The organism is Kinneretia sp. DJ1R-11, assembly GCF_025717595.1.
Taxonomy (GTDB): domain Bacteria; phylum Pseudomonadota; class Gammaproteobacteria; order Burkholderiales; family Burkholderiaceae_C; genus Paucibacter_A.
The window spans coordinates 1-12,754 of the sequence record NZ_JAJIRR010000024.1; the positions used below are offsets into that span (position 1 = coordinate 1).

9 protein-coding genes are annotated in these 12,754 nt (G+C 56.4%); 7 read left to right on the forward strand and 2 right to left on the reverse strand.

From position 1 onward, the window contains the following. Window positions 1-1,201: 1,201 nt before the first annotated feature. From LNV23_RS23535 to LNV23_RS23550, 4 genes are all read left to right on the forward strand, one after another. Window positions 1,202-1,894 carry a class I SAM-dependent methyltransferase gene (locus LNV23_RS23535; RefSeq protein ID WP_263565188.1) on the forward strand — a complete coding sequence of 231 codons (693 nt, stop codon included), beginning with the start codon at window positions 1,202-1,204 and terminating at the stop codon, window positions 1,892-1,894. 126 nt (window positions 1,895-2,020) lie between these two features. Beyond that, window positions 2,021-2,230, forward strand: a complete 210-nt coding sequence (locus LNV23_RS23540) for a hypothetical protein (RefSeq protein WP_102766721.1) — start codon at window positions 2,021-2,023, stop codon at window positions 2,228-2,230. An 84-nt stretch (window positions 2,231-2,314) separates the two neighbouring features. Then, window positions 2,315-2,746 (forward strand): hypothetical protein, encoded by a 432-nt coding sequence (locus tag LNV23_RS23545; RefSeq protein WP_263565189.1) that lies wholly within the window; start codon window positions 2,315-2,317, stop codon window positions 2,744-2,746. Between the two features lie 1,090 nt (window positions 2,747-3,836). Then, window positions 3,837-4,256: a DUF4019 domain-containing protein gene (locus LNV23_RS23550; protein ID WP_263565190.1), complete on the forward strand. Its 420-nt coding sequence runs from the start codon at window positions 3,837-3,839 to the stop codon at window positions 4,254-4,256. Window positions 4,257-4,808: 552 nt separating this feature from the next. On the opposite strand, the gene LNV23_RS23555 is transcribed toward LNV23_RS23550, so the two are convergent. Beyond that, the gene (locus LNV23_RS23555; protein ID WP_263565191.1) at window positions 4,809-5,009 is read right to left on the reverse strand and encodes a hypothetical protein; all 201 of its coding nucleotides are present in this window, start codon (window positions 5,007-5,009) and stop codon (window positions 4,809-4,811) included. An 853-nt stretch (window positions 5,010-5,862) separates the two neighbouring features. Here LNV23_RS23555 and LNV23_RS23560 point away from each other — a divergent pair. Beyond that, window positions 5,863-7,593 carry a site-specific integrase gene (locus LNV23_RS23560; protein ID WP_263565192.1) on the forward strand — a complete coding sequence of 577 codons (1,731 nt, stop codon included), beginning with the start codon at window positions 5,863-5,865 and terminating at the stop codon, window positions 7,591-7,593. A 334-nt stretch (window positions 7,594-7,927) separates the two neighbouring features. Here the strand turns inward: LNV23_RS23560 and LNV23_RS23565 are convergent, their stop codons facing one another. After that, window positions 7,928-8,326 (reverse strand): hypothetical protein, encoded by a 399-nt coding sequence (locus tag LNV23_RS23565; RefSeq protein ID WP_263565193.1) that lies wholly within the window; start codon window positions 8,324-8,326, stop codon window positions 7,928-7,930. Between the two features lie 2,124 nt (window positions 8,327-10,450). Between LNV23_RS23565 and LNV23_RS23570 the strand changes: the two genes are divergently transcribed. Together LNV23_RS23570 and LNV23_RS23575 are read left to right on the forward strand one after the other, a co-directional pair. Beyond that, on the forward strand, window positions 10,451-11,341 hold the full coding sequence (locus LNV23_RS23570) for a hypothetical protein (protein ID WP_263565194.1): 891 nt from the start codon (window positions 10,451-10,453) through the stop codon (window positions 11,339-11,341). Next, window positions 11,341-12,627 carry an integrase domain-containing protein gene (locus tag LNV23_RS23575; protein WP_263565195.1) on the forward strand — a complete coding sequence of 429 codons (1,287 nt, stop codon included), beginning with the start codon at window positions 11,341-11,343 and terminating at the stop codon, window positions 12,625-12,627. Before LNV23_RS23570 ends, LNV23_RS23575 begins: the two co-directional genes overlap by 1 nt. Window positions 12,628-12,754: the final 127 nt, after the last annotated feature.

The following is a 12,754-nucleotide window of genomic DNA, read 5'->3' on the forward strand; positions in this document are numbered from 1 at the left end:
GCTACGCTGCCTGTATATTTTCAGCTCCGCGCGGCCAGCTGACTCCGGCCCCTCAGCTTCAACGTTGAACGTCATCAGATGCTGGGCTCCCTTTTCCGATCTTCAATCCCAAAGCAGGCGCTTGAGTTCGCGGGGTTCGTACTGGTTCATTGCGCAGCAATCGCCGATTCCAATCGGGCTGGCGAACTTATCTGCCCGTTCGCAGTCGTCACGGAAGCCGACGGGCGGCGCGTGATCGACTTTGAGTCTGAGACCCAGCAAGAGGCAGTCGCCAAAGGATGGGCTAGCCTTAACGATGCTAGGTCAAGCCGAGTCTGGTGGGCTTTTGGGCGAGAAGGCATATACAGAGAGCCTGATGGAAAAGGCACGGATGTCCTGGCGGTAACCGTTTGGCTTCCAGACATGAATCACCACTACAGCATTACGCAGCGATTTGGCAGAGGCGGTGACCAAGAGCTTTATCTCATCGGGGAACCAGAGTTGCTTGAGCACAAGACTGACCTGGCTGAACCGGTCACTCGCTGGGATCGGTCAGCACTAGCGCGCGGCATCGCTTCTCATCCGCAGGGCTCACGATGGGCGGAGTGGCGTTCACAATGACGTTCAACCTGTCATTCGAGCGGACCGCCTCCGGCGTCCGCTCACTTTCACGTTAGGCGCCATGGCTTGGTCCCTTCTCATCACCCCTCCGCGATCAGTAGATGCCATATTCGATGGCAAGCCTCCCGCCTTGTCCGCGTTACGGCTTCTCGAGACCCGCTCTCGACCTACCGAGGCTGGAGAGAATGTAGCGCTACTGCTGGAGTGGCCCGTATTGCCTGCATGTGCTCCACCGAAGTGGCGAGCAAAGGGACATAAGGCACTTCAACTACTTCTCACGCTCCACGCGTCGACGAAAATCGAGAAGAATGGTGTGTTTTCCGGACTGCCAGTTTCGATTGAACTGAGCCCCGGCTTGCTAGCTATGAAGCAAGACGACGGTAGTGCCTCGATGACATTCACGCTGGTCAGCGTATCTGCACAATTCCGCCCCTATGGCGGAGATTCGCTTCATGAAGGCATTCACTTCCCGGCGTTTCGCGATGACGCCTAACAAGTCGCTCGAGGGGACCTCAACCGGCTGGCCGCACTCCGCTCAGCAGTTCATGATCGCTTCGTGCGGCCAGCCGGTTTCGGCCCCTCAGCTCCAACGTTAGCCCGCATGAAAATAGATGCATTTTTCGGCGAAGGCCCTGGTGCTCAGGCACAGGACGGGTGTTCGGTTGAGGTCTACCGAAGTAGCCCCTACGCTGGCGACATTGAGCACCTTTCTGAATACCTTGAGCCTGGCACCTCGGTCCTTGAACTCGGTTGTGGCACAGGTCGTGTTACCAGGCGGCTGCTGTCCATGGGTTGTGTTGTCACAGCGGTGGACAACTCGGATGAAATGCTTGCCTATGCGCCGACAGAAGCGAAATTGGTACTGGCGGATATTGAGCAATTAGATCTCGGCGAGAAATTCGATGTCGTCATGCTTGGAAGCGGACTCATCAATCATCCGAAACCAGAAGTTCGCTCTGCATTTCTCGGTGCTGCGGCTAAGCATCTCGGTGCAAATGGAATTTTCATATTGCAGCGCCAAGATCCAGCTTGGCTATCCACTGCTGCAGTGGGGCCGGCAGGAGAAGCAAATGGATTGGCAGTACGAGTTGAGACTGTGAGTCGTACAAATGGCCTTGTCGCGATGACCCTCAGGTACGACCGGGGTGGTGAGAGTTGGCTGCATTCGTTCACCCTCGCAGAAGTCGATGAAACTATGCTCGAACTCCAAATTGGCTCTGCTGGTTTCGACTCCGTCGAGTGGCTTGATACTCGGCGCTGCTGGATTAAGGCAGGCTTTCCTCGTGCGGGCTAACCTGTCGCTCGAATGGACCTCCGCCAGCTGGCCGCGCTATGCCGCCTGTGTATTTTCAGCTCCGCGCGGCCAGCTGGCTGCGGCCACTCAGCTTCAACGTTGTGCGTCGCTAGATTGGTGACCGAGATGATCGACCGATTCATTCCGCAGATTGAGGCTGCTCAAACGCAAGGAGCCGTTGTCTTGCTCAAGTGGGACGGGGAGAGGCCGAACGTTCGCGGCACGGTTGTCATCACGCGTCAGGACACGGACTATGTTTGGCGCAAAGACTGTGACGATGTTGCGGCGGGATTGGCGGAAGCGCTACACGACTACGAGGCCAAGCATGCTCTTTGAATCTGGCTGCCTTTCACGCGCAACGCACAACCTGTCATTGGAGCGGACCGCCTTCGGCGTCCGCTCACTTTCACGTTAGGCCGCATGAAACGCTCCGTCGTCTCACTGGCGCTGCTACTAGTTCTTGCGATTGCCGCCGACGAACTTCGCGCCTCAATCGAGAACGCGATCTTCTTTCGCATCGATCCTCAGCTTGCAGGCAGCGTTGTTCTTCTCTCTACCCGTGTGCTGCTCTACTTGCTCATCTTCTTAGTAGCTGGTGCGCTACTATCCCGGCGGTTCCATGGCCGCTTGTCAGTATTTTCTGCAGGCCTAGCCCTCGGCCTGCTTGTTTTGGTACCTGGCGCGCTTCAAAGCGACTTTCATCCAGTTCACTACTCGACGCATGGACCGTGGTGGATAAACGCATTGGGTTGGGTAAACTGGTTTGGCCCGCCCGTTGCGGGCGCGGTTGGCGCCGCTCTCGCGGCAGCACTCTTCAAGGGGCAGCAATCCTCTCCACGAAATGCGGCCTAACCCTTCGTTCGAGCCGACCCGCTCAGGGAGGCCGGTTTTGGCCTTCATTTCATTCTGGGCCAATACCGACCTGCCTTCGCGGGCTGCTCAACTCAAACGTTAGGCTTCTTGGGAGAACGCGCGATGGAGTGGCTTGAGCCATGGACGTCTACGGAAGGTGCAGAATCGGCTTACCTCCGCGCATTCGCAGAGCAGTTGGAACGGGAAACAAGCATCGGTCATGAGCTTCATCGCGTTTCCGTATTGCTTATAGGTCGCGGCAACGGTGACGATGCGCTTTTCGAAATACTCGACGGCAGCAAACGAGTCGCAGAAGTCCATTTGGTCTGGCAAGGTCGCCAAATACCACCCTGGCCAGCTTCTACTATCTATGAAAACTTAGAGGAGTGGCGCGTCAAGCGCATGTTGCCCGAGCATAAGGAGTGGGTCGATGAGGAGTAATCACCTTTCGTCACTCGTGCAGAGGCCTAACCCTTCGCTCAACCGGACCCGAAACGGCACGCCGCCTACGGGCCTCATTTCATTCTGGCCCTCCGGCGTCCTGCCGTCGCGGGCCGGTTAGCTAAAACGTTAGGCGTCATTTGAAAAAACCGCTAGGCCTTGTTCGTGCGCACTCCAAAAAGTCTCCTCGTTCTGCTTCCAACTGGTCTCGCAGCTTTGATCGGAGTGATCGTTCTTTTTGTGCCGTCGGTGAGCGTCTGCACAGCATCGGGAGGAAAGTGGGCGAGCTCAACGGGAACTTGCATAACCCGCAGTTGCTACGCGTCTGGAAGTTGTGGTCAGTGGGCGTACCCCGCAGCACGCTGTGGTGAGCTCAGAGTCGGTGATACGCGAGCGGAGGTCTATTTCCAACTAGGAAGCCCGTCAAAAGTTCTGGCCAGCAACGCAACGTGGCAAGCTGGAAAGGATTCCACAGAGCTCATAGTTGCAACCTTCAGCGAGGAGCGCTTGGAAAGCTTGATGTGCCCTGCTACAAAATGACGCCTAACCCTTCCATCGAGCGGGACGCCCAAAGGCTAGCGCCTTTGGTCGCCCCTCATGTCAAACGTTAGCCCGCAAGCGTTTATCGAAGAAGATATCGGAGATTTCGATGAAATTCGTTAGAAATGTCGCTCTTGTTCTTTGCATGCTTTCCGGTGGGGTGGCATTTGCCGAGGATCCTGAGTCGGTGAATCTGGCAAAAATGGCCGCCGCCAATTGGGTAGCGCTTGCTGATTCTGGACAATTCTCAGCAACCTGGGATCAGGCGGCGATTCCTTTTCAATCTGCAATTGCAAAGCCAAAGTGGGAAAGTGCATTGCAAGCTGTTCGGATTCCACTTGGCTCAGTGAAGTCTCGCAAGCTTAAGTCTGCTGTATTCACTACGACGCTCCCTGGTGCGCCGGATGGTGAGTATGTTGTTGTGCAGTTCGATACGCAGTTCGAGAATAAAACCACCGCTGTTGAGACGATTACGCCCATGAAAGACAAGGATGGTACGTGGCGAGTCTCTGGCTATTTCATCAAGTAGCGGGCTACCCTTGAGGACTTCTTTGAACGCTACATAACTTCAGCTCGGACACTCCTGGATGAAGGCTCGATCAGGGCGGGAGATGCCGCTCAACCTGTTGCTGCAGCGGACGGCTTCGCCGACCGCTGAGCGCCAACGGTTGAGCGACCGCTTTGCGGCATCGAATACCGCAGTTGGACAGTCAGCCTGTTAGCGTAGGTGTTCGCGGCCCGGCCTGAAGCGAACGGCAATAGACGGCCTTTTCCCAAGGTTCGATGAACTTCTGCTTCGGGCACATTGGCGCCATACGGACTCCGGCCGCGACCGTCAGCAACCGCTGCATAGCGGCAGTTCGCCAGGACGTTCTCGGTTGATTTGAACTGCACTATTCGCGGCCCCAGCCATGTGTTGCGGCAACGACGTAGATTGGCCTTTGATCGCCTCAGCCCGGGTGTGCGACAGCTCAGATCAGTCACAAACGGGCGTCATGCACCCTATGTGGTTGCCCTGAAGACTGTGAGAAACGATGAGAGAAGCGACCTGATCTCAGTGAGCCGAGACTCGGGACCGGGCCTAGCCAACCAACTCCGAATTCCACTTTTGCATTGCCTGCTCCCACGCTCCCCAGGTGGACTCTGTCACCTCAAGGCTGTGAAGGGCTTCAGCACGTTCTTTCGCCTCAATACGTAGCTCAAGCAGTGATTCAGTTCGCCGCAATGTATTGAGCAATGCTGAAGTGAATTTGTGGCCGGCGGGTTGGTGGGCGGTGTGCATGCAGCTCTCCTACAACGATGGCATAAGCATCAGCGATAGCTTGCAGAGCATCCATCCGACCGGGGTGTGCCCTCTTTGGGGGGAGGTAGGGCTGACGCGCCAGTGGGCAGAACCTCAACCTTCTCGGCGGCGCAGGCACTCAGATCCACAGCTGATCGAATTCGAAGTTCAGCGCAAATAGTTCGAACTTCAGCGCAAACCAACACCCGCTCCCACGCGCCCCAGGTTGACTATGTCACTTCAAGGCTGTGAAGCGCTTCAGTGCGCTCTTTCGCCTCAAGTCGCAGCTCATGCAGCGATTCAGTTCAGGGCACTTGAACTGAGCACCGTGATAACTACCATTATCCCGGTACACAGTTTCATGACGCAAAAGGCTGGCTTTGAAAACACATGCCCCTCGGATCCCTTCACGACGAACGCATTTCATAGAGGAAATCGCATCGGCATCGGTAACGCGTGCAGTTGCGAAATCCCCGGCAAATGCCAACTCAGCGCTGCCCGACCAGTGCGGGCGGGAACTTTCGCGCTGCGCCCGGAGCGGACAACTCGGCGTCGCGAATGCTTTGCTTGCTTCCGCCATCGATTCAGCTTTGGCGCTTTGATCATGTCAGGATCCACTGCGCCAAAGCTTGGGAGTGGTGACTTCCGATTCCTGTCTGCTTGGATCCAAGGCATCGATGTCCACGATGCTTGGAGTCGATATATGTCTGCCCGTGGTTCAACAGACCTGCGGCGCATCCGAAGCACGACTCGTACGCTGCTAGACCTGATGGCTTCGGTCGCGAAGCGACATGGCGACCCTACAGTCGCGGCCTTGCTCCGTCGTGATCCTGGGCGCATTAAGACGGATGGATTGAGCGCCACGCTCGGAGCAGGCAATCCGGAGCACTGCGGTAGGGTGGTGGGGCGTCGTGCGGGTAGATCTGTTGGTCTTCCCACGCTCGACGAGTTCGCCGAAACCTTGGACGATCCCGACTTCTATAGCCAGGCTGAGCTGACCGATCTTTGGGAGGAGCGCTATGGCAAGGTGGCAGTTTCGACGTCCGAATCATCCGCCAGTCCTGTACCGCGGCTGCGAGATACCCCCGCCAATCGAGCGCTCAAGCGCAAGTCCAGGCTCATCGACCGACAGCTTGCGGCCCTGAAGCGGCTGGAAAAACTGGCAGCCAGTACACCAGAGCCGGACGACCCAGTCGACGCATGGTTGGATGTCGAAACCGCCAAACGCCTGCGATCCGTGGGCCTCCTGTGTTTGCGAGAGTTGCTGTACTTCGTGCGCCTACATGGCTATCGCTGGTACCGCAAAGTGCCTCGCATAGGCGAGGAAGGTGCTGTTCGATTGGTGCTGTGGTTACAGCAGCATGAGACTGCGTTGGGTGTCGTTCCAGCAGCCGCTTTGGCTCCGAGGAGTCAGCTTCCTGCCCAGGTCATGACTCCGCACCGGGCGATGGGTGTCGTACCGTTCGAACGTCTGCAAGTCCCGCTTGCTCTCAGCGGGGCGGCGGGCAGCAACCGCGCTGCCGTGGATCGCTGCAAAACCAAGGCGCGCAACGACTATGAAGCAATCAGCGAGTGGTTGGAATTGCGCAGACCGACTCAGGAAACGGGCAACGCGCACACTTACCGCGCATACCGAAAAGAGGCGGAGCGTTTTTTACTGTGGAGCCTCTTTGAGCGCCGTAAGTCGCTCAGCGATATCGACCACACCGACTGCATTGAATACCGACGGTTCCTGGCCCAGCCCGGGCCCATGTGGGTGGGCTCCAAGGCGGTGCCTCGTTGGAGTGACCAGTGGCGCCCGTTCGAGGGGCCGCTGGCCTCGCGGTCCAGAAAGGCTGCCGAGGTCATCGTGACTTCACTCTGCGCTTGGCTGGCGCGCGTTCGCTACTTCGACAGCAATCCGTGGGACTTAGTCCCCAAGGGCAGCAAGGCTCTGCCTATGCAAGAGTTGCGCTCGCTCTCGGATGTGCAGTGGGCCTATCTCAGGACATGGCTGGAAGCGCGTGCGCCCACGCCTGCGAATGCACGCCTGCTGTTCATGTTCAGAATCGCCTTGGGCAGCGGCATGCGCGAGGCGGAGCTGGCCAGCGCGCGTGTTGCCTGGCTGCATGAAGACGCAGACGAGGAGGGCGCGCAGGCTTGGAATCTGCACGTGGTGGGGAAGGGCGGCAAGGAGCGCGAGGTGCCGCTGCCAAATCGCTTGGCCGAACAGTTGTTTGACCATTTGGCCAGCAAGGGTCTAAGCCGAGATCTGGAGGCTCTCCATCCGGACACGCCTTTGCTTTCTGCGTTGAAGGAGCCCATGCGCGGTATGGCCCCAGCTCGGGTTTATGAGCTGATGAAAGATGCGCTGGAAGCTTGTGCCTACGATATCGAGCACAAGGATCCGTCAGCGGCCGCACGCATCAGGCGCGCATCACCTCATTGGCTTCGGCACACGCATGGCCGGAAGTTTGTGGAAGCTGGCGGCGATCGCGGCATCTTGCGTCAGAACCTTGGTCATGTCAGCGACGCGACAACTGCCATCTACGACCGTTCCGGTGCTCAGCGACGTCGTCGTGATGTGGAGAAGGTCTTTGGTTGAGTAGCTTGACTGCAATCCGACTTTGCGTGAGGGCATCGACGGAAATTGCGAGAAGGCATGGCTGCCCTCGGTGTGTATACAGCCGATGCTCAATCGCGTTCACCAACGTCGGGGGGCTCGGCGCTCCTCCCCGCGCACTAACGTCAATTGACTTGTCGCGATTGCGGTTGACCGCGTTGGGTCAAAGGCGACTTTCCTGCCAGCCAATGGCCCGGAGCACATCGCAGGTCACCCCAGGATGGTCGGCCGCTTCATCAATGCAGTCAGCAATTGCGCCCTAGAAGCAGGGGGAGGGCACATGCCAGCGCGCTGATCAAACCGCGCTTGAATGGTCTTAGAACGGGCCTGAGTTCGTCAGCCATGTGTATGAGAGAAAGACTGCGACCATCAAGAACAGAACCGACTTGAAGTCGTACTTAGGCAGCTTTTCTTTTGCCCATGCAGCAGTTTGTTCATTGCGTGTCGCCGCAGTCATAGCTTTCGCCATTGGGATCATGATCAGCAACCCCATTGCAACGAGTCCAGAGAACATGGCCACCATGATGAAACCGCCCAAGTGGCTTGTTTGCTGATCAAGCTCCGCCGCTTTCAGCCTGGCCCACCCGTCACCGGGAATTTGGCCCATGCTTTCGATGTTCAATTCCACACCGGCTGCATCCGCAATGCGGGTGCACTGCAAAAGCTGGCGCAAGTTGGCTTCGAATTGCTGGAGCATGATGGTGCGAATGTTCATTTCAGGTCCCTTGTCGGTTGCGTGATTCATCTTCTCAAGAATTGCGCTCAGTTCAAGTGGGATGCAGTTCTTCCGATATTCACCAGATAATCCAAGTCAACACCCTCAAGGTCGTCGAGTGGATTGCTAGGCTGGTTTTCTAGTGCGACTATGTCGCATGGTTGGTGTGTTCCTGTCTGCGGAGCCTTGCTGCGAACCGGCCTACGCCGTGGCAGTGGGCTTTCTGTTGTTGAAGGCTGAATCCCCTTCAAATGCTTCCCCGAAGTCAGCTCTGACTTAATGACCATCGCGCCAAATTGCGCGAGTTCAACCATCTTCCGATTTGGGTTGGTGCTCGTTAGGAGCGACTCACCGAGTTCCGATTCAGTGGGGACTCGCAGGCGCAAGTAAACGTACTCATCGGCCATTTGTTTCTATCGTCGGTAGGACTCAGTTTGCAGACTTGCGTGCATAAGTTTCACCGAATAAATCAAAGCCGCGTGCAATCGCAAATTGTGAATCGTTGAGCTTGGCCACAGTTGAAACGGCGGGGAACTGTGAACCAATCAGCCGTTCAAGAATATCGGCCCCACCACCCGCTAGTGCAATTGCAGTGAGGTCGTTTGCTGTTTGGATCTTAGCTATAGTTTTTCCAAGAATTTGTATCAGCAGTGCAACTGCTTCTTGGCGGCGATTTGCAAGATCGTAGTTACTTGGACTGATTTGACGTGACTGTGGCCAACATCGATTGCGATGACGTTCTTCATGAAGGATCTAGTGAGTGTTGATCCGTTCATTGAGTGAGTGCTCCGCGCAAGCGAGGGCTCAGAAGATGCGCGATAAATGGCCTGTTCGAACGCGTGGTCCGCTCAGGCGCCACGCCTTCCGGTTCGCGCGGTGCATGTGCAATTCAAATTCATGAAAAATTGAGTGAAATCGCGCCTTAAACGGTTAAATCCTCACCAGTTCTATGTCGATGGACCTATTGGTGAGGATACTAATTGGTTAATAGTTGACCGTTTCAGCGGGGGGGGCGTGGTTTCAGAGGGCTCGCTGCTGTTCACTCCCCTTAAACGGTCAAATAATCACCGATATCTCGACTTTGGAGCGCTGGAATCTGTTTTCGCTTCAAACAAGCGTTTCACACCACTGAATCGGTTAACAATTCACCGGGTATTGGCTAGTCGGAATATCGTTTCCGGTGATTCACACCGCTTAAACGGCCATATATTCACCGGAAGATGCTGAATTTGTATGCATCTTGCCGGCTGGCCCATTCACACCGCTTAATCGGTCAAAAATTCACCACGATCGGGAGTTGAATCACTCATCTGTTCGTGTGACTGGCCTCAGAGCCCGTGACAAATGAACGTTCGATGTTCGCGGGCTTCTTGTCATCGGAGGCATTCAAGGGTATCGTTCGCCCTATCGCGTCACTCGCGCGCTTGGAGCTGTCCAAGCCTAAACAACACAGCCTACGTCCCCCGTGACGCCCGGTCGAAAGACCCACACGCAGCTTCCCCAGCTGCGTCGCAGCCCTGTCAGGGCTCCAAAACACAGTTTTTTGCAAGTTCAGCGCCGTTGCCGCGCTCGTTTTCGTACCCGGGTTTAAGCACCTAGGCGGTAACCGAGTGGCGGGATTGCTAGAAAACATGCGGCTTAGCGGTCGATGTTGGATAGTGGTTACGGGGTGAACGAACAACTGAAACTGAGCGGATCGATCAGCTCCTCATGCCTCACGGCGACCTTTTCAGACACGACATCCTCGTGAACGAACGGGGCGAGCACCCAAGGCTAGTCACCATGGGATCGGCCAGGAATACAAACGACTGGATCAACCACGCTGAGTGCCCGGCCATGCCCGTAAGCACGTAGACGCGTACCTGCAGCAAGCGGGGCAACTGATGATCCAAGTCGAAGGACCAAGAGTCCACCCACAACCCCCTTCAGGTCGCCGCCACAGGCCTGACGCTCATTGAGATCCCGCATCAGGGATGGGTCACATATTTTTTACGAAGCAACGTGTATTGACTGGGTCGATGGACCCCAACTCCATCAAGCCAAAAAGAGAGCTCCTCTTCAAAGAGCGCACTACCGGGTGCTTGCCGGCATGAACTTGAGTGACGCTGGATCGAGGACCCAGTGATGACGTTGAACCAGAACACAAAGCCTGCCCTGAACAAAGAGGCAGCACCAGAGCACTCTCAGCCGATGCTGGAGGCGCATCGCGCCCGGATCGAGCGCGAAGTGAAAGACATCTACCGTGCGAGCACGCACCTGTCGCAAAAGACGCACGCTACGCAAGCGACGATCATCAAGCTCACCGTTCGGATCTACTCTGACCTGCACTCACTTGGATATGCAGGCCTAAGCGTAGGGAATCTCAAACCGGTGCACTTGGCCGCGCTTCTAGGTTTGTGGCGCAACGGCGTGAAGTCCGCGGACGGTAATGTCTTGCGGCAACCCGTGGCCAGGTCTACGGCCGGGAACATGTGGTCCGTTCTTCGGGGCTGGTGCGCCCTGCTCGGAAAGAACGGAATGGCCCGCGAGTTCCAATATGTGTGGCCGGATGATCAGCCTGCATTGAAGAAGGTTCGAACTGCGCGCGAGAAGGATGCCGTGTACAGCCGGCAATGCCTTGTGCACACAATCAGTGAGCCCGTATATCAGTCCATGATTGCGAGCTGGCACGATGTGCCATCGAGGAAATTGATTTACTGGGTCGTGCGAGCAACCCGTGAACTCAAGATCGATGTCCAGACCGCCCTTCAGCTTGAACCTGAAGTGAATTCGAAGCGGAAGGAAGGCTATCTGGTCGTCAAAGGATGGAAGGGTGCAGATGTAACTGCAGTGCCCATCGATACCGATGAAAAGCGAGCTTTGGTCGAGGGATTGATCTCCTACACAAAAACTCTGGGGATTAAGCGCCTTTGCTGGGATAAGGAAGATTGTCCGACGATCGACATTGCAGCGCGTCGTGTTACGAATGCAGTTCGCTACCAAGTGAGTAAGCTTGTCCTGGCTGAGGATGCATGATGAATGCAGACCTGACATATGGCGAATCGACCAAGCAGGGTTCTGACAGCGGGGTCAGTATTCCATCAAGAGCGTACTTGGTACCTGGTGCCGGGCGTGTGCGGGCAATCAAGCCTGAGTATCGACGTCGGACCCTGAAGAAGATTGAAACCGAGTTGGGCACTCGCACAGTCGTGAGTGGTGGTGGATTCAGAAGCAAACTGCATCAACTCATCAGCAAACACTGTGTAGTCAAGGATGATGCAGTCACGCGCACTTCCTTTACAACACAACGGAATCTGCGTACTGGTTTGAGTCGCTTGTTTGAGGTTCTGATCGGGAAGTACAAGCTCGAGAATCCTGCAAATCTTGATGGTCGGCACATTCAGTATCTATACGACTGGATGGAGGAACGATATCGGAATGGGCTGGAAGGGAAGAAGCCGGCCCTTAGCGCAGCGACCATCGATGGGTACGTCAGCTACCTCCGCCACTTTTGCCGCTGGATTGGGCAGCCCGAGTTGATCAAGCGAGCTGGCGTCAAGTTTCAGGACGAGTCGGCGACCAAAAGAACAGCCGCAGCGACACGAGACAAGACCTGGGAAGGCCAAGGAATCGATATTGCAGCGAAGATCGATGAGGCCTATCGAGTTGAAGAGTGGGTAGGTATCGCACTACTCGCGCAGCATGCATTCGGGTTGCGGCGCAAAGAGGCAGTGTGCTTAGTTCCTACCAAGAAGTTCAACGCTGAAATTGGTTATCTGAGCATCACTGAGGGCGCCAAGGGGGGCCGGAGCCGCTTGGTATTCTTCACTGAACCCTCGCAGTACGAAGTGATGGCACTCATATTGGAGTGGCTGAGAGAACAGCGTCGTCCCAATACTCATATTGGCGGCACAGATCGTGATCTTCAGGCTGTTCTCAGGCGTTATGCCCATGTGCTCGCCAAGATTGGAATTACCAAGGACACCTGCGGCACCACTGGGCACGGACTGCGCGCAGGCTTTGCGTGCCGGTTGCTTGAATCGTTTGGTGTCACGCCAGTGGTGAAAGGGGGCAAGCCCGGGGAACTAGATCCAGTAGTGGTCAGGACAGCCATGCTTGTCACCACAGAAGCCATGGGGCACGGTCGACTGGCGCCGGTGGGCGCCTATGCCGGGAACGAACGCACCAAGCTGGAGGCGCAGGCCAATCTCCCGACACCGTGCCCGCCGCTGGACATGCCGGCCCTCATCGCGCAGATCCGAGAGCGTCGTGCGGAAGCCAAGAGGTTGGCCAAGGCCCTCAAGCAAGAGTTTTTCGATTGAACCTACGTTCTTGAGGGACAAGGTCAGGCTGAGGGTGGCCACTCGCGGTGATGTGGATGCGGCCGCTGTTGATCAAGACCTGGCCTGCCGGGCAAGTGGCCGTGTGGTCTTCGTCGTTGAAGCGAAA

Bases quoted from the DNA above. Each gene is read 5' to 3' on its own strand.
- LNV23_RS23565 (WP_263565193.1), bottom strand. From the start codon at position 8,326: ATGAACATTCGCACCATCATGCTCCAGCAATTCGAAGCCAACTTGCGC.
- LNV23_RS23555 (WP_263565191.1), bottom strand. From the start codon at position 5,009: ATGCACACCGCCCACCAACCCGCCGGCCACAAATTCACTTCAGCATTG.
- LNV23_RS23575 (WP_263565195.1), top strand. From the start codon at position 11,341: ATGAATGCAGACCTGACATATGGCGAATCGACCAAGCAGGGTTCTGAC.
- LNV23_RS23535 (WP_263565188.1), top strand. From the start codon at position 1,202: ATGAAAATAGATGCATTTTTCGGCGAAGGCCCTGGTGCTCAGGCACAG.
- LNV23_RS23550 (WP_263565190.1), top strand. From the start codon at position 3,837: ATGAAATTCGTTAGAAATGTCGCTCTTGTTCTTTGCATGCTTTCCGGT.
- LNV23_RS23570 (WP_263565194.1), top strand. From the start codon at position 10,451: ATGACGTTGAACCAGAACACAAAGCCTGCCCTGAACAAAGAGGCAGCA.
- LNV23_RS23545 (WP_263565189.1), top strand. From the start codon at position 2,315: ATGAAACGCTCCGTCGTCTCACTGGCGCTGCTACTAGTTCTTGCGATT.
- LNV23_RS23540 (WP_102766721.1), top strand. From the start codon at position 2,021: ATGATCGACCGATTCATTCCGCAGATTGAGGCTGCTCAAACGCAAGGA.